Annotated in this window: 21 protein-coding genes and 2 riboswitches; all 21 genes read right to left on the bottom strand. The window is 52.3% G+C overall.

The window, feature by feature from the left end; translation table 11 throughout:
- Positions 1 to 30 precede the first annotated feature (30 nt).
- Positions 31 to 1,113, bottom strand: a complete 1,083-nt coding sequence (locus tag DESLBE_RS09155) for an ABC transporter substrate-binding protein (RefSeq protein WP_018304983.1) — start codon at positions 1,111 to 1,113, stop codon at positions 31 to 33.
- Between the two features lie 25 nt (positions 1,114 to 1,138).
- On the bottom strand, positions 1,139 to 1,927 hold the full coding sequence (locus tag DESLBE_RS09160) for an ABC transporter ATP-binding protein (protein ID WP_005812501.1): 789 nt from the start codon (positions 1,925 to 1,927) through the stop codon (positions 1,139 to 1,141).
- Positions 1,927 to 2,949: an iron ABC transporter permease gene (locus DESLBE_RS09165; RefSeq protein WP_015943502.1), complete on the bottom strand. Its 1,023-nt coding sequence runs from the start codon at positions 2,947 to 2,949 to the stop codon at positions 1,927 to 1,929. The genes DESLBE_RS09160 and DESLBE_RS09165 overlap by 1 nt, the downstream gene beginning before the upstream one ends.
- A gap of 35 nt (positions 2,950 to 2,984) precedes the next feature.
- Complete coding sequence (locus DESLBE_RS09170) at positions 2,985 to 4,187, bottom strand: molybdopterin molybdotransferase MoeA (protein ID WP_018304982.1); 1,203 nt, start codon at positions 4,185 to 4,187, stop codon at positions 2,985 to 2,987.
- A 32-nt stretch (positions 4,188 to 4,219) separates the two neighbouring features.
- Complete coding sequence (locus DESLBE_RS09175; RefSeq protein WP_035248471.1) at positions 4,220 to 5,440, bottom strand: nitrogenase component 1; 1,221 nt, start codon at positions 5,438 to 5,440, stop codon at positions 4,220 to 4,222.
- 5 nt (positions 5,441 to 5,445) lie between these two features.
- Positions 5,446 to 6,687, bottom strand: coding sequence for a nitrogenase component 1 (locus tag DESLBE_RS09180; protein WP_144676364.1), 1,242 nt, complete (start codon positions 6,685 to 6,687; stop codon positions 5,446 to 5,448).
- Positions 6,680 to 7,438 carry a nitrogenase iron protein NifH gene (locus DESLBE_RS09185; RefSeq protein ID WP_144676365.1) on the bottom strand — a complete coding sequence of 253 codons (759 nt, stop codon included), beginning with the start codon at positions 7,436 to 7,438 and terminating at the stop codon, positions 6,680 to 6,682. Before DESLBE_RS09185 ends, DESLBE_RS09180 begins: the two co-directional genes overlap by 8 nt.
- A 14-nt stretch (positions 7,439 to 7,452) precedes the next feature.
- On the bottom strand, positions 7,453 to 8,763 hold the full coding sequence (locus DESLBE_RS09190) for a molybdopterin molybdotransferase MoeA (RefSeq protein ID WP_144676367.1): 1,311 nt from the start codon (positions 8,761 to 8,763) through the stop codon (positions 7,453 to 7,455).
- A gap of 142 nt (positions 8,764 to 8,905) precedes the next feature.
- Positions 8,906 to 9,038, bottom strand: a riboswitch (molybdenum cofactor riboswitch).
- 154 nt (positions 9,039 to 9,192) lie between these two features.
- Complete coding sequence (locus DESLBE_RS09195) at positions 9,193 to 9,849, bottom strand: double-CXXCG motif protein (protein ID WP_243131273.1); 657 nt, start codon at positions 9,847 to 9,849, stop codon at positions 9,193 to 9,195.
- Between the two features lie 153 nt (positions 9,850 to 10,002).
- Positions 10,003 to 10,182, bottom strand: a riboswitch (cobalamin riboswitch).
- Between the two features lie 167 nt (positions 10,183 to 10,349).
- Complete coding sequence (locus DESLBE_RS09200; protein WP_005812484.1) at positions 10,350 to 10,748, bottom strand: type II toxin-antitoxin system HicB family antitoxin; 399 nt, start codon at positions 10,746 to 10,748, stop codon at positions 10,350 to 10,352.
- 330 nt (positions 10,749 to 11,078) lie between these two features.
- A complete protein-coding gene (locus tag DESLBE_RS09205) occupies positions 11,079 to 11,516 on the bottom strand; it encodes a HEPN domain-containing protein (RefSeq protein WP_005812482.1) in 438 nt (145 codons plus the stop codon).
- Positions 11,513 to 11,830: a nucleotidyltransferase domain-containing protein gene (locus tag DESLBE_RS09210; RefSeq protein ID WP_005812480.1), complete on the bottom strand. Its 318-nt coding sequence runs from the start codon at positions 11,828 to 11,830 to the stop codon at positions 11,513 to 11,515. The genes DESLBE_RS09205 and DESLBE_RS09210 overlap by 4 nt, the downstream gene beginning before the upstream one ends.
- A 135-nt stretch (positions 11,831 to 11,965) precedes the next feature.
- On the bottom strand, positions 11,966 to 12,508 hold the full coding sequence (locus DESLBE_RS09215) for an enhanced serine sensitivity protein SseB C-terminal domain-containing protein (RefSeq protein ID WP_144676371.1): 543 nt from the start codon (positions 12,506 to 12,508) through the stop codon (positions 11,966 to 11,968).
- A 252-nt stretch (positions 12,509 to 12,760) separates the two neighbouring features.
- Complete coding sequence (locus tag DESLBE_RS09220) at positions 12,761 to 13,045, bottom strand: hypothetical protein (protein ID WP_243131274.1); 285 nt, start codon at positions 13,043 to 13,045, stop codon at positions 12,761 to 12,763.
- Between the two features lie 160 nt (positions 13,046 to 13,205).
- On the bottom strand, positions 13,206 to 15,863 hold the full coding sequence (locus tag DESLBE_RS09225) for an ECF transporter S component (RefSeq protein ID WP_144676373.1): 2,658 nt from the start codon (positions 15,861 to 15,863) through the stop codon (positions 13,206 to 13,208).
- On the bottom strand, positions 15,860 to 16,768 hold the full coding sequence (locus tag DESLBE_RS09230) for an energy-coupling factor transporter transmembrane component T (protein ID WP_144676375.1): 909 nt from the start codon (positions 16,766 to 16,768) through the stop codon (positions 15,860 to 15,862). Before DESLBE_RS09230 ends, DESLBE_RS09225 begins: the two co-directional genes overlap by 4 nt.
- A 64-nt stretch (positions 16,769 to 16,832) precedes the next feature.
- Positions 16,833 to 17,702, bottom strand: a complete 870-nt coding sequence (locus tag DESLBE_RS09235) for a DUF4430 domain-containing protein (RefSeq protein WP_144676377.1) — start codon at positions 17,700 to 17,702, stop codon at positions 16,833 to 16,835.
- 17 nt (positions 17,703 to 17,719) lie between these two features.
- The gene (locus tag DESLBE_RS09240) at positions 17,720 to 18,022 is read right to left on the bottom strand and encodes a cysteine-rich small domain-containing protein (protein ID WP_144676379.1); all 303 of its coding nucleotides are present in this window, start codon (positions 18,020 to 18,022) and stop codon (positions 17,720 to 17,722) included.
- Between the two features lie 77 nt (positions 18,023 to 18,099).
- On the bottom strand, positions 18,100 to 20,052 hold the full coding sequence (locus DESLBE_RS09245) for a cell wall-binding repeat-containing protein (protein WP_144676381.1): 1,953 nt from the start codon (positions 20,050 to 20,052) through the stop codon (positions 18,100 to 18,102).
- A gap of 177 nt (positions 20,053 to 20,229) precedes the next feature.
- A complete protein-coding gene (locus DESLBE_RS09250) occupies positions 20,230 to 21,480 on the bottom strand; it encodes a DUF4430 domain-containing protein (RefSeq protein ID WP_144676383.1) in 1,251 nt (416 codons plus the stop codon).
- Positions 21,481 to 21,609: 129 nt separating this feature from the next.
- Positions 21,610 to 24,531 (bottom strand): leucine-rich repeat protein, encoded by a 2,922-nt coding sequence (locus tag DESLBE_RS09255; RefSeq protein ID WP_144676385.1) that lies wholly within the window; start codon positions 24,529 to 24,531, stop codon positions 21,610 to 21,612.
- Position 24,532: the final 1 nt, after the last annotated feature.

A 24,532-nucleotide genomic window follows, 5' to 3' on the forward strand; every position in this document is an offset into this window, starting at 1 on the left:
TTGCAACGGCTGCTCAGCCGGCCACAATCATTATTGGCCCATAATCTCCTTAAGCTGGTCAGCATTGAAATCGTATTTGAAGAAGTGGCTGTAGAAGTAGGAGATATCTTCCGCCAGCTGGCTGTCCGTTACGATCTCGGGATAGAGTTTGTTCATAGCCCACATAATGGTCAGGGGCTGTTCGGTGGTGCGGTTGCCCCAGACATGAGCAATGCGGGGGACGATATAGATGGCGCCGTTCTTGACAGCGGTAATCTCACCCAAACGGGCGTCTGCCAGGACGTCTTTCTTCTCGGCGGCGCTGGCTACGAACATCACATCCGGATTCCACTTCAGCAAATCCTCCAGAGTATAGGTCAGGGATTCTTTATTCGCTTTCGTCATAGCCTCGCTGGTCACGCTGATGCCGCCGGCTTTATCAATCCACCATTCGGCGATCACATGGGGTTGGGAGAATTTGCTCACGTTGCCATAAACCACGGTTTTCTTATCGGCATCCTTAATATCTTTGGTCAGGTCTGCCGTTTTGGCCAACATATCATCGAAGTATTTCAGATAATCGGCGGCAACTTCCTGCTGGTTGAGCACTTCGCCCAGGAGAGTGATGCATTCTTTGACATCTTCGGTCTTCGTCCAGGAAAGCTGAACCACATTGAGTCCTTGCTTTTCCAGCTGTTCGGTCAGGTCGGTACTCATGGTCAGGCAAACATCCGGTTTGGCGGCCAGGATATTTTCCATCAGCAGTTCGTTGTCCGCACCTTGGAAAGGTTTCAGATTCTTGATATGAGGTGTGAATTGGTACTGATATTTTTCCCAGGTGGGGCTTTTGACAAAGGATGGGGAGCCTTCGTTGGCGAGTCTTTCCCCTGCGCTCAGGGTTTCCACAAAGGCGTTAAGAACGCCGATGGAGCCGAAGGTTCCTACAGTTTTAACTTCAGCAGGCAGAGTCACTGTGCGTCCGGCCATATCGGTGACTGTGCGTTCAGTTGGAGTGCCGGCCTCTGGTGCAGCCGGTGGATTGGCAGGGGCCTGGCTGGTTTGTCCGCAGCCGGCCAGGCTCACAGCAAGCAGAGCCGCCATAAGCAGGGCAAGAATTTTTCTTTTCAGTTTCATGATACCTCTCCTTTTGTTTTGTTTTTTAATTATTCATAACCGGGATACACACTTTCATAGCGGTATCCATAGCATCCAATCTGGCTTCAGCTACACAGACAGGGGTAGAATAAAGCCTGGTCAGATTCTCGGTGGTTACGACCTCATCAGGGTGTCCTTGGGCCATGATCACGCCGTCCCGCATGAGCACCGCTTTGCTGCAGGCCAGAAAGGCGTGATCCGGAAAATGGGACGTCATTAAGATGGCGTACCCCTGCTCAGCCAAGGCTTTGATCACCTTGAGCATTTTTACTTGGTTATAATAATCCAGATTGGCGGTAGGCTCATCCATGACCAGAATTTTGGCCTGTTGGGCAATGGCTCTGGCGATCAGCACCATCTGCTTTTCTCCGCCGCTCATCTCATTAAAGGGATAGCTGCTCATGTGCAGAATTCCCATCTTCTCCATCGCTTCTTCAGCCAGCTTCCGATCCCGTGCCGAGGGCCGGGCTCCCAGGGACAGATTGACGACCCGCCCCATCTGTACGATCTCCGCGGCTTCGTAAGGGAAAGCCACCGTGGTAGCCTGAGGGACATAAGCCATCATCTCCGCCCGCCTTTTGGGGGAAATTTTGCTTAACTCCAAACCATTCAGGGTAATCCGGCCGCTTTTCATTTTATTGAGGGAAAGGATGCATCTGAGCAGAGTGGTTTTACCGGTCCCGTTGGGCCCCAGCAGGCAAAGAATCTCATGGCTGTCCAGATCAAAGGAAATATCTTTGAGGATGATTCGTTCCGGTTGGTAGTGGAAACTTAAGCTTTTAACACTCAGCATCAGGACCACCCCTTTTTCACTCTGGACAGCAGGAGGACAAAGACGGGAGTACCCACCAAAGCTGTCAGTACGCCGAGGGGGAGTTCAACCCCTTCCACACCGCGGATGATATTATCGATCAGGAGCAGAAAAACCCCGCCGATAAAGAAGGATGTGGCCACCAACTTAGAGTAATTGGCACCGGTAAGCATCCGGGCAATATGGGGGACGACCATGCCCACCCAGCCGATAATACCGCAGATACTGACGGAGCAAACCGTCATCAGGGTGGAGCTGCAGATGACTATCAGCTTGACCAGGGGCACATTGACCCCCATCGTGGCCGCCTCATCCTCCCCGGCAGCCAGAGCATTGATTTGATTGCGAAACAGGAAGAGCAGCGCCAGGGAAAGCACCATGGCCGGCAGCATCAGCATCACATCCTGATTGGCCCCTTTGCCCAAGCCCCCCATCAGCCAAAAGGTAATGGCCGGCAATTGGTTTTCCGTATCGGCTAAGGTCTTGATAATAGAAATCAAAGACTGAAACAAGCTGGAAACCACAACCCCGCCCAGAATCAGGATCGTAATCGTCTGCCTCCCGAAGACATAAGCGATGATATAGGCGGCTATAACGGCGATCATGCCAAAAGTAAAGGCCGTGGTCTGGATCTGCCACCATGAACCATCATTGATCATGGCCAGAGCCGCTCCGAAGCCCGCCCCCGCCGACACGCCCAGCAGATCCGGCGAGACCATAGGGTTCTTAAACAGGGTCTGGTAAGAAGCACCGGAAACGGACAGGGCCCCTCCCACCAGAATACCGAGGGCAATCCTGGGCAAGCGTACCTGCATAACCACCGTTTCCAGGGTAGAATCCCAGTATTGGGGGATGGGTAAAAATTGGGAGAGGATGATATCCATGACCGTCTGGGGGGGAATCGGATAGCGTCCCACCAGAAAGGAGCCGAAAAACAATGCCACTGTTAAAGCTACCAGGAGCAGGATCTTGACACCAAAATATTCACTGTTTCTGATCTTCAATCTTGACTCCCCTTTATTACTGAATGAAGTGTTGTTCAAAGATATTCAGGCCCGCACATGAGCTCCACTTCAACCTCTTCTCCTGCTTGATACCCGGCAACACCGATGGGCACGATCAAAATTGCGTCCATTTTCAATAGGGAATCGGGCAGATTCCGATCCCAGCCCAGGGGAGTGGCTTCATAGCCCCCGTCCTTCCCGGTCACCATCAGCCTGAAATAGAATTCGTAATCAGGCCGCTTCTCAAGAGCTTTGGTTAAGCTGACCTTGACTTTCGGCCGCTGGGGTGCCGGCAGTCCGTAATAATGATGGACCAGACCGGAGACACACCAATCCATGGCCAAAAATGTGGCAAAAGTAGGTCCGGGCATATTGATCACCGGTTTACCAGCGATGATGGCCATACCCACCGGTCGGCCGGGAATAGCCCTGACTCCGTGCCGGAAAAGATCGGCCCTTTTCCTCAGGAGAGCGGTGTTGAAATCCTCAGCGCCCTTGGAGGAGCCACCGTTGATTAAAACAAGATCAGCGGCCTGCAGGGCTTTATCCAAAGCTTCCGCCAGTTCTTCAGGCTTGTCCTTGATAATGGGATAGCAGGTCACATCCGCTCCCCATTGCTCCAGCAAGGCGGTTACCATCAGGCTGTTGCTCTCGATGGTTTGACCGCGCTCCGGTCTGATTCCGGCTGTAATCAATTCGCTTCCGGTGGGGATATAAATGACTCTGGGCTTCCGCAGCACTTCCAAATGATAAATGCCGCTCAGGGCCAGCATGCTGAGGTGCAAAGGAGTCAGCCTGACCTGAGCGTCGGCGATCAGATCCCCCTGGCGCACTGCTGTTCCTGCCGCTCCTACACAGTCTCCTGCTTTCAGAGTAAGACCCTTGGCTAGACCAAGCCGGCCGTCGCTGTCGTAATGAGTATCCTCGACGGGAATAACCGTATCGAACTCATCGGGGAAGTCATCCCCGGTATCGGCCTGAACATAGTCCACACCTTTCACCCAGCCTGAAGTATCGGGGATGCCATTCATAAAATCACTGAAGCGGACCGCAATGCCATCCACCTGGGAGATGCGGTAAACCGGCATGGTGTTTTGAGAATAAAGAGGCTTTGCCGTAACCCGCCCTAAAGCGTCTTTTAAGGAGATCCATTCCCTTTCCTGTTCCGGATTCCAGGAGCTGGACAGCAGCTCCAAAGCCTCCCCTCTGGTGATAAACAAATTCGTATCTTCACTCATGTTGTTTCTCCTTTGCTTTGTTAAATTATTCTTTAATTGCCGTCACTCCAGCTCAAAATGAGCTTTTCAAATTCCTCGCCGAGGAAAAGAGGCACATCCTGCCAGTGCAGCAGGCTGGATATGGCCGGGTGCGGGAGGCTATGGCCCTTAAGCCCGGCTGCGGCGGGAATACTGAGGATCAGCGGATCGGCCATAAGCCTTGTATAAGCGCCGCTGCGCAAAAGCTTAATCAGCTGCTTTTCGCTTTTCAGCAGCAGATCGCCGGGTAAAGCCAATTCCGGTTCCAGGTCAAAGAAGCTGGCCACGGTGATGTCCTGCCTGCAATCGGCTTGCCGGAGAGCGGCCCGCAAAGAATTGGCCATTACCTGATCGCCGATTATCAGCAAAGCCCCTGTCCCTGCCGCCGGCCAAGCTCCATCTTCTCCGGCGGCCAGCCAAGCAGCACCAGTTCCCGTCTTGGCATCCTTAATGATCCGATTTTGCTTATCCGCCATGGTCTGCCCTAAAGCCTCCAGCACCATCCTGCTGTGCCTTATCCCTAAAGGAGCCGCCGCCACATAGGGAATACCGTAACTTTTATAGAGGTATTGAGCAGCCGCCCAACCGGACTGGGATACCACCAGATTGACCTTCGCGGCGGGAGCCCGCCGCACCTGGTCCAATCCCGTCTGCATCCAAAAGCTTACGTTAACCCGGAAGCCGTTATCTTCCAGCAGACGAATTAGATCTCTGCTGTTATCATTGGCCGAGAAATCCAGGGGAGTCAGGCCTAAAATATTCACATGACCGGCAGCCGTCGGGATTCCGGGGACAGCGAATCGCTGAAGCAGCTGCAGGTGAGCGGCGGAAATTCCTTTGTTGTAATAGGAAAATCCGGTCGTATCAAATCCTAAGGCCGCAAAACCGCTGCGCGCTTCAATCTCCCGGGCGATACCCTTCATATCCCTGCCGATAATCGCCGGCACAGGGCTGCCCAGCAGAGCAATGAATTCCGGCTTGAGCTTCTCTGCCGCTTCAATCGTCTGGCTGATCAGCCGTTCTTCATCCCCCAGCACTGCTTCAATGGTTCTTAGATTGGAACCAAAGGTGCTGCGCGTGCTTTCCGTCCAGCGGGGTTCGTCATAGGTGACATAATTGCGGGTACAGCATGAGGCATCATCGATAATGATCAGACAGTTCAATTCATACAGCGCAGAGCAGACTCCGGAGTAATCGCTGGCAAAAGGCGGGAGATAGACAGCTAGCCGTTCCATGATGCTCACTTCCCCTCATCCTTTTTCTCGTTCAGGTGTTCCCAGTCCGCTGACCTGGCGGCAGCTTTGCCCATCAGCCCCATCAGCTTGCGAATACCGTGGAACCCATAATGGGATTCGTCATTGAACATATTCACAAAATACCTGGCCTTCAGCAAAAAAGCACAGTCATAGCCAATTGCCATGCATTCCTTGTCCAGGCCATAACCGGCAACGGCTTTGACACCCTCTCGGTAAATTACGGTGACCTGAGGGTGATGATCGGCCAGCCATTGCCGCTCCTCAGCATCCTCCCGGGGAGAATGGGGGGCAAAGACCGCCTTCACTTGAAAGCCGTAGCCCAGAAGAGCCTTGGCCAAAGCAAAAGGCCGCATGGAGGCGGAAGAATCCACAACAATCGGAATATCCCCCACCATTTCTCTGGCGACTATGATGTCCAGCAGGGTCTGCCGGATCTCCCCGCCAAAATCCGGGCAGGACTTGCCCAACAGGTCGGCGAGATCTTGATAATGCTGCAAAACTTCCTTTATATCATAGGAAACCGGGTTGTCATAATAAGGAATGCCCAGCTTTTCCGTCATGTTTTGAGCGGCAACCTGACCCATCGGCATCAGGACCAGGTTTAACCGGCTGGAGGCCATCTTCTGATAGTCCGCAAAGGTCTCACAGGTGAAAAGCTCCCGTATGGTGTCAATCCCCCACTCCTTCAGGACAGTAAACAACTCGCTCTCCGGGTCGAGGGAAACATAATTGCCGATGAAATTGAGGCTATTTTCCTTTTGCTCCGTATATTCCAGCAGCCCATACATCTGGTTATGCTTGCGCATGCCCTGGGATATTTTTTCATCAGCCGCCACGGGATTGATATGGCAAACTGTGAAATAAAGCCCGGGAAAACGGCTTTTCAGCTCCCGCAAAAGCGCTTTTTCATCAGTACCCAGAAAATCGTCGATACAGTTGAAGTACAGCACAAAGGCCTTGGGCACCGGCTCCAGCACTTCCAGGAGCTCCTCTACGGCATCGCCGATATTCTCCACATATTGCCCGGAAACCGCATCCTCTTCCCCAATATATAGAAAGGAGAGAAACTCCTTTTCCCCGTTTTGCAAAGCGCGGATAGCGTTGCGGCGGCCACAGGCCGTGGGGCAGATATGGAGACTGTGGCTTTCCGGGATGCGCAGAATCGTTTTTGACCTGCTCCGGTTGGGAATATAATAGAGAAGATTATTTTGAACCCTTTTACTCATGTTCGCACACCTCAAGGAAGCGCCGGGCCAGAGTGCGGTAGCCTTGGGCAATCTCCGTTTCCGGAAAAATCTCCATAACCGTCTTGCCCTGCTCTTCCCCCTTCTGGATCTCGGCCGCCCGGGGAATAACGGAAATAAGCTCGCCCTGAGTTTCCGCCGCCAGCTGCTGCACCAGCTCCATCTCCCTGTCCACATTGCGCCGGTTCAGGATCAGCCCTCCGTAACGGGCATAGTCCCGGCTGCGAAAATTGGCCAAAGCTGCGGCGATATTGGAAGCTGCATACATGGACATCATCTCTCCCGAGGTAACGATAAAGACCACATCCGTATACTCCCCCCGCAGAGGCATGGCAAAGCCGCCGCAGACCACATCTCCCAGCACATCGTAAAGCACAATATCCGGCTGGTAGACTTCATAAGCCTTCATTTCCGCCAAGGTATCAAAAGCGGTGATAATTCCCCGTCCCGCACAGCCGATGCCGGGCATAGGACCCCCTGCTTCCACACAAAGTACCCCGTTATAGCCCTCCTGCACAAAGTCGCTCACCTGCAGGTCATCCCGTCTGCTGCGCACTAGCTCCAAAACGGTAGGAATGGACCGGCCCCCGGTCAGCATCCGCGTGGAATCCGCCTTGGGATCGCAGCCGATCTGCATTACTTTATAGCCCATCCCGCTCAAGGCCACCGCCAAATTAGAGGTGGTGGTGGATTTGCCAATCCCTCCCTTACCGTAAACAGCTGCTCTAATCATGGTTTATGCACTCCTTACCCGATGGGTTTGTCCTGCCCAGTTTGACTGCGCCGCCTGAGCGTCTTTTCGCCGCAAAGCAGCCGTACTGTAGCTGGTTCCCCCTTTTTTAGCAAACGGTCCTCAGCTTCCTCCATCAAAATCCCCGTGGCATTGACAAAACAATCCACTGTGTCTCCCATCCGGATAGGAACAATCTCATAATCCTCCCCGGTCCAACGGAGACCTACATGAGCATGACGGCCGGAGCGGATTCCGCTTTGGTAATCTTCATGCAGCCGGGCTTTGATCTCCGGCCGCTCATAACACGGACAACTCAGAAAGCGTTCCATAATCGCCGGCAGGTACTGCTCAGCCTGAGTCAGAGCCGCATGAGGAGGCGCGGGAATTCCCACGACACATTTCCCCTGGATTTCTGCCAGCAGCATGGCTTTCCCACCAGGGTTGAATCCCATGCCCTGGACCAGCACTCTGCCCAGTTTTTCGACAGCCTGGACGGTATAATCCCCATACCGGGCTCCGCTGCGGCCTAAGCCCCCGATCAGAATCAGAACATCACAGCGGAAGATAACCTGCAGAATAGCCTGGCAGATCAGGTCTACCCCATCCCCTGCCACCGGTTCTGTCCAGGCCTCCCCGCCGCATTCCTGAAGGATCCCTGCCAAGAGAATGCTATCCGACTCCACTACCTGTCCGGGGCCGGGCCGGCGGCCGGGTGCCACCAGGTCGTCCCCCACCGGAATGATGGCAGCTTTGGGCTTTTTCCATACGGTTATCGTTTCCACTCCGGCAAAACGCAGGATCGAGAGATGAGCCGGGTTTAGTCGGTAATTGGCCGGAACAAGCCGCTCACCCCCCCTGATGCTGCTGCCTGCCCCCTTGATTCCCTGCCCCGGTGCGGGCAGGGCCTTGATTTCCACTCTTCCATCTGTCCAATGCTTTACCTGTTCCAACGGAATCACTGTATCAAAAGGCGGTTCAATCACCGCGCCCATGGCCCGGAGACAAAATTCATGTTCAGCCAGCACCCGGCTGCCGCTCTCAAGCAGCTTTTTAGCCTGTTCCCAGTTCACCATAATTCCGTCATGCTGGGCGGTATCTGCCGAAGGCACCGAGAAGGCCGCATAGGTCGGTTCCGAAGTCACCCGGCCCAAAGCTTCATTCAGTGGTACGAATTCCTTGGCCAGTTCAAATTTGGCCTGGTCGAAAAGGATCGCCAAAGCCTCATCCCGGGAGAACGGATCATTCTGCTGCCGATGACAGCGTGTGGCACAACCGATGCAGGATGAGGAGGGGCAGCTGATGTGATCATGCTGATTGTTTGCCATGGTTTTCTCCTTATAAAAACAATATAAATGACACAATATGAATAACATCATAGAACTCATTACCAACAGAAAAGGCGGCCTGCCTTTCTAAAGCAAAACCGCCTGATGACGAAAACAGCAAAAGCCAGCATCCGATCTGTCAATCCTGTATTTTCTGCTTCCTTTTCATCAGTGAAGGCCAGCTGGTTTCCTGACTGACCCCGTGAGCGGTTTGCTCAGGCTCCTCCGTCATGAGATAGTCTTTTAGACAAAGGAGCTCGGAAAACTATTCAATTTCGTTGTTTATCCATAAACATAACACAACATAAATCAACACAAAAATAAATATCCTGATTTTATTTTACATTAAATTAGGTTATATAGGTTTATATAGTTATAAAATTGGGGTATACAAAGCTATGTTTATGCTCAAAAAAGAAGTGCCTGATATCAAAGCACTTCAATCTCGGTAAATGTCAGCCCTGTGAGCTCGTGTCTTTTATAGACTTCCACAAATCGCTCGGAGCAATAAACGGTAACACCGTAGCCCTTGGCTCTGAACAGATCCGCTCCTTTGAGGGATTCTTCTCTTAAATAAAGGTAATCCCGCGCTTCAACCCGCTCCTTGTTCTCGGCACTATAGGTTTCGTAGCCGCATTCCGGACAACGATCGAGCAGAATAACATTTGATTTTTTATAAAATTCGGCACTCACGGCGACATGAAGCTTGTGATAGGCCGGCGGTTCCGTGGGTATCTTATGGATTCTGATCCCCTGGCGCCGGAGCTCCTTTAGTTGCAGATCCGATAGATCACGGACGGATAGTACATGAGCTTTCTCTAAGCTGTAACCCGTAATCTTTTCTCTTTCCAGAACGTCTTTGGCCTTCCCTGAGATATGGTTGATATAAAACCAGAGAAAATCAGGATAATTATCATTAGACAAAACAATAGGGTTATCGGTTCCCCAGTCATACATTGTGCTTTTTTTCCATTCTCTTTGGCATAGTGGACAATGGATCTCTTTTCTTGGCCATTCGCCTACACTTGCTCCATAGGCGTAGGGCTCTTTTTCTCCTTCATCAATTTCCAAACAATAATAGCGCATCTCATCACCTTCCAATATATACTCTACCTTCCAGCATATACTCCGATAATAAAAAAAGAGCCGGTGTATTCGGCTCTGGCAAACGTCATGTAATAAGTAAAGATGAGCGATCATCCTACCCATAAATTTGCTACACTTATTCTCCCCCGAAAACTTGTGTTTCCGGAATGGGGCAGGTATCCTGACTTGAACTCATCCTCATCCCTTACCTTCCCGGTTTTCACCAGTGGATCCTCTAAGGGACTCGTCCTTCTTACAGTAGCGGGGCTGTCCCGGCTTCACACCGGAGTTCCCTATTAATGCATTTAAGCAACCCTATTCCGCCTGATATTCAGTTTTTTCCTAAACTTTCCCTTAGTCAACATTATATCAAGTACCACTGTAAGTCAACAGAATATTTTGCCTACAGCAAAGAGCATCACTCAAGTTAGGAGTCATTTTGGCTCTTTCACTTCAAAGCAAAAGTCCAGGGAACTAATCACTCTGGATTTTTCTATCGTTTACTGGATACCTAATTGCTCTTTTAAAGCATTTTGTAGAACTTGAGAAAAGTTGATTCCTTCACGTTCTGCGATTGAATTAAGCCATTGAGGAATAGTAAGAGTTTTCTTTATCGCTTTGTTGTCGTGAAACTTCCTATACTCAAGAGTATCAACGCCAATCAGAGTAATAAAAGAGCCGTGCTCAAAAGGAATGTCTGCCGGATTGGAAGGTGTAGGAATAGGTTCATTAGATTCTTCCAGATCATAGAGCCGTAAGCATAAAACATCTTCAGCCATTTCATAAGCGTCTTGCACGTCATCCCCTTGGGTATAGCAGCCTTCAATATCAGGAAAATTGATTGAATAGATACCATTGGCTTCTTGCTTAAAAACTGCGGGAAATAGATATTTAGCCATAATTAAAATCTCCTTTCAAATCTGTTAAAGATACGAAATCTTATTTCAATCCCGCATCTCTTAGAATATTGTCAAGTGTACCTATTCCCCTCTTTTTGATTATAATTTTTAACACGTATAAACACGTATTTAAATAGCAACTATGTATTCATACGTATTATTTTAATAAAGTTAAAACACCTCTACCAGGGTTGTACGGCTCTCGTAGCGGTGTTTTAGTGTTGCTATAGTGTGGCTTACGTTGGGTGACTGTCGCTGTAAGGGGTATCGGGGCAATAATCAATGTCTTGCGGCCATATTACCTGTCGTCGCAATGGCTAACATTCGTATTCATAACTCCTGTTCATCTTTACTTTGTTCTAAGTTGAATTCGGGAGTTGTTAAATGTTCCTTATTAATTACTGTAGAAATCTCTTTAATTAATTCTCTGACACTGTCTCTGACTTTTTTTGCTTCTTCTGTTGAAAAGATTTTGAAATCCTCATAATCTGCTTGAGCTCGCAATGCAAATACATTAGTAAAGGTTTTTGACGACTCTTTACTTATGATTTGTGTTTTAACAAATTCTTTATTGAAAAGAGACATTACCCCACTGTGTTTGGGTGAATCTAATTTATTCAACGCTAATAATGCCCGAACCGCATAAAAAGCCGCATAGTAAAATCGATTAATAGCCCCCTGATTAGATCCGATGGCTAATAATTGCTCCCCATCATTAAACGTATCCATAGCCCTCTCTAAACGCCACTCAGATAATCCGTTTGTCATAAAACAATCCCTTCTCTCTCAATAGCTTGATAAAAACTCGTTTCTTGAAATAGTGGGAATTTATATTCGGTTGCCGTCATAACCACAGGACATATAACGACATCATGTTCTACATTAACATCCACCGTGGCTTCGACTATCTCATCTCTCGTTCGTTCATCGACATCTTCCAAAAGAACCAAGATATCAATATCCGATTCTGGAGTATCTGTTCCCCTAGCGACAGAGCCAAAAAGTTTGGCAACAATTAAATTATCACCTAACTTATGAGAAAGACGTTCTTTATATTCATTAATTGCCGCTTCATGCTTCACAACGGTTCATCCTTTCTATATTCTTCACCAGAAAACCATTCTATGGAAATAGTATACCACACTCTATTGGTTTGCCCATAAGTTGTTATCGGGATTATTTCGTCTGATACAGGCTACACACCAGCATAGGTGTTTTTAATCTTCTTCCCGCTGAAAAAGGGGTTCGCCCTTGGCCGCAGCCATCTCCAGCAAGCGGGGAGGCGCTTTCAGCAGCTCAAAGGCAAATCCCCGCTTCATGTAACCTCTTACCGCTTGCGCCACCTGCGGGAACAAGTCACTTTCCGCTCCGTCAAAGTCGATCAAAAAAAGCCAGTATGGTTCGGGTTTCTCCGGTTCCTGCGCCAGCATCAGGTAAACCCGGCGGACTTCTCGCCGTTGGCGCCAAAAGTCCTTCATCCCTTCTACAAGCCCGGAAGGCAGGCTCCCTGGACACAGCTGGCGCAATCCTTTCTCGTGCCACACCCGCCGTACGGACATGCCCTGTACCGCCCTGTCGATTTGTTCAATCTGACTTAGCCTGAGCACCATCGCTTTACCAAAGGGATTAATCACAATACCTGTCAAATTTTGCGGGTCCGTCAGCATCGTATGTTTTAGATCGTCAAGGGAATATATGGATACTCTTCCTTGCTCCAACGGCCGTTTGTCAAGTTCCGCACGGGCAGAAAAAGCGGGCATTTTTTATCGCCGTAAAAAAACGGAACTCTCTTTCCTGCTCTGACTCCCCCTGCCGCCGTTTCAAGCTCTCTTCCGGCTGGAAATCAGCCTGAAACGAAAAGGTATTATCCTCTCTGGCTGTATCTTTCATATTTTTCTTCCCTTCTATAAAACTATAAACCCATCGCTATTACTCCTACCACTGGGCATTCAAATGCAACACCTTTGACTCCGGATGGTAAAAGACAAATAGATTTCCATGGTCCCCAAAAATCAGGTAATCATCAGGGATGGCACGGTTTTCCCTATTAACCACTTTGATCGAATCATCGGAATTAATAGTGCAGACAAAGCGCATGACGCTACATTGTTATCCTGCCAGTACCCGGCAGTTACTCCGCCAATCGTAATTGAAGTCACTCCACTGGGCGTGGGAAGTGGCGTGCTTGAGGTCGGCGCGTCCAGCGCAAACATGGGGACGGCGCTCAGAAGCAGCGCCATGATCAGCAGCACCACTATCCAGCCCCTTTTCTTAGAGCGCTTGGCAAATAGACTCATCAATTTCGACTCCTTTCATAAATCCTAATTTTCACCTTCCAAATTCCTTGTACCGGATTTCCTCAATTCTTCATTCTCTCTCCCCGAGCCTTCCTCATTCAGCCCATACTTCAGCTTCACCCGCTCCAGCTTCCCGGACCGTGGAATTGCTTGTATCCCCTCAATCTACCAGTCCGTATTTGACCTTAATCCGGTCGAGCTTTTCCAGCATAGGCTCTGCAGCGAACCAGAGGAAGAACACGGTGGCCGCGGCACGCACCAAATCCACAGGGAATCCGGTGATATAGTAGGTCAGGAGGATCTTCCAGTCCAGGGTATGGGCCCACATGAGAGCGGCGGCCGGATTCATGATGCCACCGTAGATAAGGACACTGGCAAGGGCGCCAAAGACACAGAGAGAGGCGCGGCTGCGGCGCAGCCATCCCTTGCGGAACAGCACACCCGCCAGAAAGCCGATGATGCCCATAGCGAACATCTGCCACGGCGTCCAGGGCCCCTGGGAGAACATGACATTAGAGGCCAGCATCGTCAAGGCTCCCACAAGAAATCCTGCTTCACCGCCGAAGGCCACCCCGGAGATAATGACAAGGGCTACCACAGGCTTAAACTCCGGCAGCATGAAAAAGGCCGCCCGTCCGGCAACACCCAAAGCGCATAGGACGGCGATAACCACCAGCTCCCGGGCCTGGGGCCTTCGTCCTTCAAACACCATAGCGAAGGGCAGCATGGTTTCCAGCAGGATCAGCAAAGCAATGAAATAATACTTCCGTGCCCCCAAATAATACACACCCACAAAGATGGTTAGGGGAATGAGCAGCAGAATCATAATTGCCGCAGCCAGGGTGCGCTTCCCAAGCTTGCGCTTTTCCCGGGGCACCTGCACAGGATGGATGGGCGGCGGGGACTTGCGGCTGACCGACAGAGCCAGGACAAAGAGCGCCGCGATCAGGACGGCATAGATAAGAGTGTAATCACCGGCTAAACCGCTCATGCCCGACGGCGTTAAAAGGGCCGAAAGGTCGGTGACACCGATGGATTTTATAAAAGCGGCCAGGGCGATCAGGCCGGACAAAGCGGCAATGACCTTGCGCCACAGGGGAAGTTTGACCGGCTTCCCGTCCCTTGCATCCGACCCAGGTTTGGGCAGGGGCGGGGCATCCCCACTAAGCTCCGCCGCCGGGGGAACCTGGCCGCCGCAGGCCTCAATCACATGGGCGGCAGTAATGGCCTCAGGCAGAAGACCCCGGGCCATGCGGTTGGCGGAGGTGGTATAAAAGCTGTTGCCGGAGAAGAAGGCGCGAGGTGTGCCTTCCGTGACAATCCTACCATCAAAAAACAAGGCACAGCGCTGGGTGTACTCGGCACAGAACTCCACATCATGACTGACCATGAAGATCGTCACGCCCCGGCGTTGCAGGGTCTTGAGAATCACAGCGAAAACCTGCTTAAACTCAGCATCCAGCCCCTTTGTGGGCTCATCCAGCAAGAGAATCTCCGGGTCGAGGAGCAGGACCTTGGCCAGCGCCGCCCGTTGCTGTTCACCCCCGGACAGATCATAGGGATGGCGGTCAAGGAGCTGCTCAAGGCGGCAGAGTTTTACCACCCGGGCCACCTTATCGTCCTTTTCCTGATCGGAAAGACCTTTTCCCTTGAATATCTCGTCCAAATCCTCACGAACAGTCTTTTTCACAAACAGGGCTTGAGGGTTCTGGGGCAGAATGCCCAGGCTGCCGGAGACGGTAACTTCCCCCCGGTACGCCCTACGCAGCCCGCCGATAATGGCAAGAGTCGTGGTCTTGCCCGTGCCGTTACCGCCGAGGACGGCGAAGAATTCCCCTTTCCTCACGGTGAGAGACAGACCCTTTACAACATCGGGCAGGTCCTTTTCGTATTTAAACCAGATATCCTCAAGGGAGATGGCCACTTCTCCTGCCAGAGAGGCCGTTTCTGGCCATGACCCTGTTATAAGGGTATGATTTGCCGCAAAGTCCGCCAGCCAGTCCCGCCCGTCCCGGACGGTGATGGGGCAGTCCCTATGATTGGGCACCGCCGCCCAAACCCGCATAGCCGTGGGCATAGCCAGGAACATGGTGTGGCCCGTGTCCTTGAGCTGATGGCCCACCTGTCGTGGCGGGCCGTCCGCGATGAGGCGGCCCTCGTCCATGACCAGCACCCGGTCGGACATGGGGAAGACTTCTTCAAGGCGATGCTCCGTCATGATCACCGTCGTGCCCAGTTCCCGGTTGATCTTCCCCACAGTGGCGAGAAAGTCCGCTGCCGCGATAGGGTCTAATTGGCTCGTCGGCTCGTCTAAGATAAGTACGGAGGGCTGCATGGCCATGATGGAAGCGAGATTGAGAAGCTGTTTCTGGCCCCCGGAAAGCTCCGTAACCCTTTTATAAAACCATGTCTGGATACCGAAAAAGCTGGCCATCTCCGCTACACGGCCCCGGATGGTAGGTGTATCGTAGCCCAGGCTTTCCAGACCGAAGGCCAGCTCATGCCATACCTTGTCCGTAACGATCTGATTTTCCGGCGATTGCTGGACAAAGCCGATACGGGCGGATTGCTCCCGCTGGTCAATAGAATCCAGGGGTCTTCCCTCAAACCGTATTTCCCCCGTCTTCACGCCGTGGGGTGCGAGGACGGTTTTCAGTTGACGCAGCAACGTGGATTTTCCACAGCCGGAAGGGCCCACGAGGGTCACAAACTGTCCCGGCTCCAGGGCAAAACTCACCTCTTGCAGCGTCTCTTTTTCCTGTTCGGGGTAGTAGAACGTCAGATTCCGTATGGTATAGCCGGATCTTGGATTCCTCATACGTCTTCTCCCTTCCCGAGCCGGGCCCATGCCCAATCCTCTTGCTGGTTCAAAATTATCGGTGTCAGACAAAGGGCAAAATACACCACCATGAAGCTGATGGGGAAGGGCGACAGAAGGACACCCTTCAGCGTGGGGTAGTATCGCCAGTACATGCCGCCGGCCAGCCAGCCGGAAATGATATACCCACCGCAGAACAACAGCCACAAAAGGGCATTTTTATCCCGGCTGTTGAAGCGGTAGATGGAAAATGCCGTGCGCCCGGGCAGACCGTAGCCCCGGCTTTTCATGCTGTCGGCGGTTTCGATGGCGTTCTCCAAGCTCCAGGTAATCATGATGGAGAGGATGGTCAGGCCGTTTTTGGCCCTTTGGATAAGACTCCCCTCAGACACATCCCGCCCGATACAGCGTTGGGCTTCGGATACCACTTTAATCTGGCTCGTAAACCTGGGCACAAAGCGCAGGGTCATGGAGAGCACCAGAGAAAGGGCAGGAATGATCCGCCCGAACAAGTAAACAAATTTATCCGAGGTCATCACCTCGTTGTAACAGGTAAACCAGATGACGACAGAAGCCAGCATCACCGCCGCGGCGATGCCGTAGATGATGCTTTCCAAGGTCAGGGGGTTATCTGAAGGCAGATAGGTCAGGATGGTCGCCCCCTCATGGTTGAAGGCGGGATTGATAAGAGCGGCCAACAGCAGCATAGGCAGCATAAATAAAAGGGAAAACCGCACAGCCTTTCTCCCCCGCAAATAGATGCTGTAGGTCACCGCAGTCACTAGGGATACGGCAAGGTAAACCGGGTGCATAAAAAACATGGTAAAGACCAGCACCAGGCCGAAGTACAGAAAGTTGATAATAGGATGACAGCCGGAAAAGGCGTCTTTGTTTTGCATTTGCATCAGTCCATTTCAAGAGGGTGCGGCAGTTTTTTGCCGCACCCCTGTCCTATTTCTTTCCAGAAAATTATTCACCCATGGCATAGCCGCCACCCACATCAAAGCCCAGGTCACAGGTATAGATCCATTCAATCACATCCCCGGCTTGAACCTGATAACGGGAGCAGCCGTAGTTGGGGAACCAATCGTTCACCTTATACATCCAGCCGGACAGCTCTCCCACATCGAATTCATAGAGGTTATGGATGCCCTCGATATAAGCCGAGTTATAGATGGGGGTATTCATATACTCCAGATGAATTTTATGCTCCTTGCAGGTGCGCCGGAGAACATCGAAGACGCTCTCCCCCTCGTTGAAGGTTACCACAGTGGGCTTCAGGATCCAGCCGTCCTCAGGTACCAATTCCACCTTCTCCGGATTGCAGAGATCCATATTGTCCAATATGGTCGCGCAGGAGATGGAGATGGTACAGGGATATGCCGTAGGGGCGACTTTCACCTCCTGGGGCTCCACAGGCAGGGGCTTGCCCTCCGGTACCGGGTCGGTCAGATAGTTGTCCTTGCCGGTTTCGGGATTGATTTCCTGTGTAGACTCCGCTGCTTTTGTCTCCGGAGCCTCAGGGGGCGGGGGAGTCTCCGCGGGTCCGGCCTTCTCCTCCAGGTCAGGTGTCTGTTCCGGACTTTCTATTGGTGGGGAGGATTCCTCCGGCGGGGATGTCTCGGTCGATTCCTTCTCACCCTCCTGCCCGGGCTCATCTGCTGCTGTGTCCGGTGTTTCCGTAACCCTTGCCGTCATCCCAGCGGAGGACGCCGGAGTATCAGCGACACTCCAGCCCCGGGAACCGGGGGCGTTGCCCCCGTAGTAAAACACACCGGCCAATACGGCTGCCATGAGCACCGGGATAATAACCTTCCATTTATGCTTTTTCCACCCCATGGTCCACTCTCCTTACCTTAGCCTGGCTTTTGTCTTCCTTCTAATGATTGTTTTCTTCTCCCCATGGCTTCAACGATTTGGGAAAAGCGGCTTGTTATATAGTCGTAGCCCTCTTGGTTATGGGGCAGAAGACAACTGCTGCAATCCTTAAACCCTTTTTCGGTATAGGTAAAGCTGCCCCCGCAACCTTCCCCCAACATATATAAGGGGCAATAACAGAATAGGCAATTAAAGCTGTCGATATCTGCATCCGGATGACAGGGAAAAAACCGGCAAGCCCGGTTGGAAAAATAGCTATAGGAATCCACAGTTTTCTTCATAGTCGATGCTCCTTTTCCGCGGTGACTTCGAGCTTGCCCATACCACCGTCAGCCAGTTGACGAAATGCCTCCTATCGTTATTTTCCCAGGACTTCCAGGGCATCCCGCAGAATTCCGCCGGAGACAGCCCCTTCACCGCCCAACACATAAAGCTCCGTGACTGTATCCTTTACCCCTTCCAGCATATCCTTCTGTTCGGCACTTAATCCCCCCTGAGCGGTCAGGAGGATCCAGCTATTGGCTTGCGCCGCTACAGCCCCTCCGGCCAGGGCATCGGCAAAGTTTGAACCTGTGGCCAGGTATATCTTTGTAGGCTGAGGCTGAAGCTGGTTCAAGACCTGACGATTCGTCTCGTAAATATCCTTTCCGCTATAGCGCTGAACTCCCGGCAGCAAGCTCTCCAAGGAAGCCGGCAAAGCTCCCTCCTCCCCCACCAGGAAGGTTTTCTCCACATTCAGCTCTTGGATAGCCTTAGCCGTCGCCTCCGGTAAATTACCGGCCCCATCCAGGAAAAGAATGGGCACCCCCTGATAACCGGCCCAGGGAGAAATCGATAAAGCATCAGGGAAGCTGACCTCGGTATTGCCTTTGACCAAAGCTGCCTTGCCTTGATTGTTCAAGCTTTTAGCAATCCAGTAAGCAGTCTCGTACCGATCCTTACCGGCCAGACGCTCAACCTTCAATCCTTTAGCCTTAAGCTCTCCTTCAATCTCTTTGGCAACGACTCCCTCTCCACCGATGATCAGGACATTTTTAGCCTTTAAATTTTGTATTCCCGTCAGAATTTTATCCGGCAGCTTCTGTGAGGGTGTTAAAAGGAGGGGGGCCTGGTGTTTATGAGCCAGGGGTACCGCCGCCAGAGCATCTGCCGCCAGCTCCCCCCCGGTCAGCAGCACCGTTTCCGCACCATCGGGAAAACTCCCTCGGACGATCTCCCATGCCGTCTCATAGCGGTCGGCACCGGCCAGACGGTTGCCCAGCTCACTCTGATTCCTCACAATATCGGAATAATCATAGAGGGGGGTTTTCCCATCTTTGAATCTTACATAAGAAGCTAAAGCAATCAGGGCCTGCTCGGAAGCCATGGCATCTGTGCCTTGATCCAGGATATGTTTGAATCCTCCATCGTCAGCTCTGAACTGAAGCAAATTCCCCGGCAAAGTCCGGCCGTTTTTAATGAAGCGAGGATCTGTATCAGGATCGATCCCCAGTGAGCACAGAGCAATGATCACCTGAGCAGTGCTCTCACTGTTGACCGCTCCCCAGGAGATATAGTGCCCATCCTGATCCTGCAGCTTGGACAAGGTAGCCAAGGCCTCATCCACAACGGTCCTTACCTCAGCCCGACCTTCCCGGTAATAAGGTGCCAGGGCCTGGAGAGCCATGGCGGTCATATCAGGATCACTGCTTCCGGTGCTCCTTAGGTTGAAGCCACCATCGGGAAGTTGTTTGCTGAGAATGATCTCCAGCAAATCCTCCCGGCTCCATTTCGCCTCAGCGGGAACCACATAATTGCCGCTGTCCAGAGCAATAAGGGCAAAAATCGGTCCGTTCAGACCTTGGGCCTGAATATTAGGGAAGTTATAGATCTCGGCGATGAGATCCTTACCGGCGAAATTCCGGGGATCTCCCTGAGCCGCCCCTGTTGCCAAGGCGATTCTCTCCAGATCGGTTACTTTGCGGGAAATAGACTGCCAGTTCTGAGCGGCATAGTATTCCGTTTCAGTCAGGTATTTTTCCAGGCCATCATAGTAGCCCAATCTGGCCAAACCCAGGGTCGGCCAGTTATAAATGGTCGGTTCAACGATGTTCTCCGGTGACTGCCCCGCAAAAGCTTTCTCCAAATAAGCTTCTTCCCATTGCACCAGATCCGTAATAACCTGATCAATCTGCGCTCTGGTCGTGCCTTGTTCCTGAGCAAAAGCCGCCCCCGGCAGTCCCCCCAGGAATACCAAGCTGCTCATCAGGATTATGGCTATAAAACGATTGAACTGAGCAATTTTACTTATACTCTCGTTATTGGTGATCATTTACTTCAGCTCCTTTCACAAGGAATTAATATCAGACTCTCCAGTGCTTTAGGCTCCTGCTAAAAACAAAAGAGCCAGAGCCAACCCGAATGGGGCTGACTCTGCAAAAAAGGGGTCAGTGTAGGGTGCTATATTAAAGTGTCAACTTTGGCGATTAATGCTCGCTAAGAGCGAAAATTAGAAATGGTTGAAGTAGTCGGTGGTATAGAACCAGGTAATGGTTCCATCCGTGGTCAAGGCATAATCAGCCGCGCCCACCCAGGGAACGGAGACAGTCAGTGAATAGGGAAGATCCGTATACATCCAGCCGGAAAGAGCTCCACCGTCAAATTCGCCCAGCCCGTTCAGACTGGAGAGATAGGTGCCGCTGTTGCTGGTTGGATAAGGGAAATAGTCGATAGATAACGGATTATCTCCATTCGCCCAAGCGGTAAAGTCGAGCATGATATCCATTACCGTAGTCCCGGAAGGAACGGTAATGGGCTGTCCACCAGTATAGGCATTGATAGCAGCCTGAATTTGGGCGGCCTTAGCCCGCAGTTCCGGACCGTTACCCTCATAATAAGGGAAGTCTTCGTTATAGACATCTTCGCCCAGCTCCGTAAAGTCGAAAAGATAACCAACATTCACAGTCGTCGGATCGGAAGCGAACACCCGGTAGAGGCGCTCATTGCCGCCGTTGGTCACGACGAAGCTGGGCACAAGGCTGCTGAGATCGAATTCATAATTGTTGCCCCCGGTATTTACAGCGTCACCGGAGATTACGGCACCAGTGGCTGTAGTCATGGTTCCTGCTACCTGAGCGCGGTTCGCCGGCACGCTGCTCAGGTCAACCGAGACGAAATAGTTAAAGTTATTGCTGTCAGTGTCGGTCCAGGGGATAGCGTTGCTGACTAAATAGGGGTTGCCCATATAAGGGCTTTGCACAACTGCGATATAGACGGTGGCGCTATCTCCGGCGATACTGACATTGGCCACTCGCAGGGGATCGCCGGCGTTAAGGGGAACCCGGCCGAAGCCGGCTGCCAGAGTATAGGTGGTGCTGCCGATGGTTACGTCATAGGCCTGGTTCAGCAGATCCACATTGCTGGCGGTACGGGTGGCGGTGCCGCCGCCCGTGAAGGTCAGGGTGGTGGAAGTCACCGGGGTCGCCGCACTGTTCAGATTGATGGTAACTGTGGCTGCATCCAGAGCGGTCAGAACCTGGTTAACCTTGGCCCGGATGTAGATGTCACTGCCCGTGTTGTCATCCGTTTCATAGTAAGCGGTTTCACCGTTGATCTGGACGGAAGCGATTTCCGCAGGCTTCGCTACAGGATTATGGGCAGTCGGCCGATCTCCCGGGGCGGCAAAGGCTGGGATGCTGAAGGCCAGCACCATCACAAGGGCCAGCAGGACGGAGAGACTTCTTTTAGTGAATTTATTCATTTTGGATCCTCCTTCAAATCAGATATTGATTTGGGTAACTTTACAAAGCCGTTCAGTCACCTCTTTTTCTAGTTCATGGGAATCACCCCCCTTCCGAAATCCGCTTCTCTCATTCCTCATAAATAGTATTTACCGGCTTTGTCGGTATTTTTGGATTCTCCCTGCCCCGCCCAGAGCAACAAGGGTCAAGGCAGCTATTCCCAACATCATCGTCAGCCAGGGATTTTCCGCAACAGTTTTTTTGACGATTTCCAAGACAGTGGCTGTTTCTTCTTTTGGGCCTTCTTTTTCGCCGTCAACTCCCTTGCTGTCGGCAGCCGCCTCTCCAGCGGTGTCTGCAGAAGGCTGAGTTCCCGGATCGACAGGGGGGGCGGAGCCCCAGTTGATCCTTGCCAGTGTCGGGGACCCACCACCCGGATTGGCAGCTAAGGCCGGCTCCCCATTGCCCGTCGGAAAACCAGTAAAGGTATCCAGTTGGATATTGCCGAAAGCATCCCTGACCCCCGTCCGCACCTTGCTGTTGAATAGGGAACCCCAGTCGTTGCCGTCAGCCGGATGCAGAATCACCAGATCCTTGCTCTCCTGGTAGTCGTATTTAATATGCTTGTTGTCAATCCCCCGGATAAAATCGATGCTAAGGGCTGCAAAGGGGTTATAGTTTTCTGTAATACCAGTTTCCTGCCGCATCAGGTAACCCTGCAGCTCCACCGTCTTCAGATTGCTGCAGCCGCTGAAATCATACATGTTCAAGGCCTGCAGGGTGGAAGGAAGGGTGATGGATTCCAATGAAGCGCAGCCGGCAAAGGTGTAGCCGCCGGTTGCGGTGATGCCTTCGGCCAGGGTTACTTCCGTTAAGCTGCGGCTGTCCCGAAACACGCCGATGCCCAGGGGGTATTCCAGATTGCTTGACTTGACGGTCGCCGATTGCAGCTCCTGGCAGCCGGCAAAGGCAGCATCCTGAATCCAGGTGACGCTTTGCGGTACAACAAGCTCCCGAATGCCGGTTCCGGCAAAGGCGTTGACCCCGATGTCCCTGATCCCTTCCTCCAAGATAACCTCCCGGAGCAGGGCGCAGTAATAAAAAGCGTTATTGCCAATGGTTTGCACGGTGCCCGGTATCCTGACCCTTCTGATGGAGGGATTTTGGGCAAAGGCATGGCTGCGGATGGCTCCGACAGTATAGCCCCCAAGGATCCGGGGAATTTCCAGATCGGTCATTGCCCCCTCGCCGATTCCTTCCCGAAAGCCGTTGATAATGGCCGTTCCGTCTCTCTGTACACTCCAGGTAAAGGGCGATTCCGGGCCTGTTGCCCTAACTTCTACTTCCCCTATGTAAAGGGTTCCTTTATAGATAAGGGTCGCGGTAATAACGCTTACCCCTGCTTGAAGCACCGTCACCCTGCCGGAATCATCCACGGCGGCGACACTGGGGTCGGAAGAGCTCCAGAGGATGGGTCCCGCATCCGTCGGCAGTCCGGCCCTGATCAGGCCGGGAACCTCTGCCGTACTGCCTGTCTCCAGATGGGCAAAGGACTCAGGAGCGTGGAGGATCAAGCGGGGATTGTCCTGCTCTGCTTCCCTCTCCAGCGTGTAGTACTCCACCGGATAAACAAAAGGTATTCTGCTGGTCGCTCCCCACCCCTCCGCGAAATCTTTAAAGGAGTTTTCCCAGCCCCGGGCCCCGGCAAGTACATAGATTTTCAGCTTCTCGGCCACAGCCAGGGGCAGGCCGCTGAAAGAGTCATTTTCCCGGGTCCAGACTTCATTAGGGACACTGGTTCCAGGCCCATCCCCTCTGAGGGGCATATTGCCTTCAAAATAGACGGCCTTCAGAGCGGTGCAGCCTGCAAACACGCCGCTGCCCAGGCTCTTCAGGGTATAAGGAAACGTGATGCTTTCCAGTTCAGCACAGCCGGTAAAGCTGCTTTTTAGCTGCCGCAATTGGGCCGGTAAGGTGATCTCCGTGAAGGTGCAGTTGCGGAAGGCGGAATCTTCAATCACAGTAATCCTGTCTCCCAGGGTAATGTCCTGTAAGCGTACACAGTCCCAAAAGGTCCCATAGGGCAGGGTCTCCAGCCCGGACCCGGCGAGATCCGCTTTTTCCAGTCCGGAGCCTTTGAAAGCGTTCTGTCCCAAGGAGGTCAGACCGGCCGGCAGGACAATTTCCTTTAAGGCAGCTGTGCCTTCAAAAGCATTAGCACCAATGCTCTCCAGCCCTTCGTTGAAGAGAATTTCACCAAGGCGAAGGCAGTCTTTAAAAGCCTTGTCACCGATGCTTTTCAGTCCTTCATTCAAATTGACCTCTTCCAGCTGCAGGCAGCCGCTGAAAGCCTCCGGGCCGATGGTTTTCAGGTTCGACCCCAGAGTGATTGTGGTGAGCGGGTGGTGAAAGAAGGCACCGGAGCTGATTTCCGTCACCGGGTCCGGTACCACAAAGCTGTCGCTGCCGATGATGCCCGCCCGAACCAGGGTCTTACCGTCTTTGGTATAGATGACTCCGTCCCGGCAGGTATATACCGGATTCTCCTCCGCAACGGCAAAGCGGATATCCCCATTGCTGCCAAAGGTATTCAGGTTGAAGTCCTTCAGACTGGCGGGAATATTGACTTCCCGGAGGGAGCCGCAGGCTCGGAAGGCCTGCCCTCCCAGCTGTTCCAGGCCCTCCGGCAGATTGATCCCTGTCAGGCTTTGGCAGCCTGCGAAGGCGGCGTAGCCGATTGTTCTGAGCGTGTCCGGCAGCCTGATTTCCGTCAGATCCCGGCAGCCGCTGAAGGCTTCCCTGGCAATGTTGGTGACCGGTTTGCCCTCGATATAGTCCGGGATATCAATCCGTGTTGCCGCTTGATCACAGGCGGTGATGGTAATGCCTGCGGTTCCTGCTTTATACTTGAGAAAGCTGCCGTTATCGTAAACAATGCCGGTCAAATTTCCCCCCGCGGGGGCGGTCTGGGCTTCGTCGGCCCCAACGCCTGCCGGCAGGAAAAAGGCCAGCAGGAGGGCTGCCAGGAACAGTTTCTTTTTCTTTTTTATGGCTATCGCCTTATCCTGCATC

Origin of the sequence: Desulfitobacterium sp. LBE, from assembly GCF_007830365.1 — a bacterium.
Taxonomy (GTDB): Bacteria; Bacillota; Desulfitobacteriia; order Desulfitobacteriales; family Desulfitobacteriaceae; genus Desulfitobacterium; species Desulfitobacterium hafniense.

Bases quoted from the DNA above. Each gene is read 5' to 3' on its own strand.
- DESLBE_RS09255 (WP_144676385.1), bottom strand. From the start codon at position 24,531: ATGCAGGATAAGGCGATAGCCATAAAAAAGAAAAAGAAACTGTTCCTG.
- DESLBE_RS09170 (WP_018304982.1), bottom strand. From the start codon at position 4,187: ATGAGTGAAGATACGAATTTGTTTATCACCAGAGGGGAGGCTTTGGAG.
- DESLBE_RS09185 (WP_144676365.1), bottom strand. From the start codon at position 7,438: ATGATTAGAGCAGCTGTTTACGGTAAGGGAGGGATTGGCAAATCCACC.
- DESLBE_RS09250 (WP_144676383.1), bottom strand. From the start codon at position 21,480: ATGAATAAATTCACTAAAAGAAGTCTCTCCGTCCTGCTGGCCCTTGTG.
- DESLBE_RS09155 (WP_018304983.1), bottom strand. From the start codon at position 1,113: ATGAAACTGAAAAGAAAAATTCTTGCCCTGCTTATGGCGGCTCTGCTT.
- DESLBE_RS09220 (WP_243131274.1), bottom strand. From the start codon at position 13,045: ATGAGTCTATTTGCCAAGCGCTCTAAGAAAAGGGGCTGGATAGTGGTG.
- DESLBE_RS09195 (WP_243131273.1), bottom strand. From the start codon at position 9,849: ATGCGCTATTATTGTTTGGAAATTGATGAAGGAGAAAAAGAGCCCTAC.
- DESLBE_RS09240 (WP_144676379.1), bottom strand. From the start codon at position 18,022: ATGAAGAAAACTGTGGATTCCTATAGCTATTTTTCCAACCGGGCTTGC.
- DESLBE_RS09175 (WP_035248471.1), bottom strand. From the start codon at position 5,440: ATGGAACGGCTAGCTGTCTATCTCCCGCCTTTTGCCAGCGATTACTCC.
- DESLBE_RS09245 (WP_144676381.1), bottom strand. From the start codon at position 20,052: ATGATCACCAATAACGAGAGTATAAGTAAAATTGCTCAGTTCAATCGT.
- DESLBE_RS09200 (WP_005812484.1), bottom strand. From the start codon at position 10,748: ATGGCTAAATATCTATTTCCCGCAGTTTTTAAGCAAGAAGCCAATGGT.
- DESLBE_RS09225 (WP_144676373.1), bottom strand. From the start codon at position 15,863: ATGAGGAATCCAAGATCCGGCTATACCATACGGAATCTGACGTTCTAC.
- DESLBE_RS09190 (WP_144676367.1), bottom strand. From the start codon at position 8,763: ATGGCAAACAATCAGCATGATCACATCAGCTGCCCCTCCTCATCCTGC.
- DESLBE_RS09160 (WP_005812501.1), bottom strand. From the start codon at position 1,927: ATGCTGAGTGTTAAAAGCTTAAGTTTCCACTACCAACCGGAACGAATC.
- DESLBE_RS09205 (WP_005812482.1), bottom strand. From the start codon at position 11,516: ATGACAAACGGATTATCTGAGTGGCGTTTAGAGAGGGCTATGGATACG.
- DESLBE_RS09230 (WP_144676375.1), bottom strand. From the start codon at position 16,768: ATGCAAATGCAAAACAAAGACGCCTTTTCCGGCTGTCATCCTATTATC.
- DESLBE_RS09180 (WP_144676364.1), bottom strand. From the start codon at position 6,687: ATGAGTAAAAGGGTTCAAAATAATCTTCTCTATTATATTCCCAACCGG.
- DESLBE_RS09235 (WP_144676377.1), bottom strand. From the start codon at position 17,702: ATGGGGTGGAAAAAGCATAAATGGAAGGTTATTATCCCGGTGCTCATG.
- DESLBE_RS09215 (WP_144676371.1), bottom strand. From the start codon at position 12,508: ATGCCCGCTTTTTCTGCCCGTGCGGAACTTGACAAACGGCCGTTGGAG.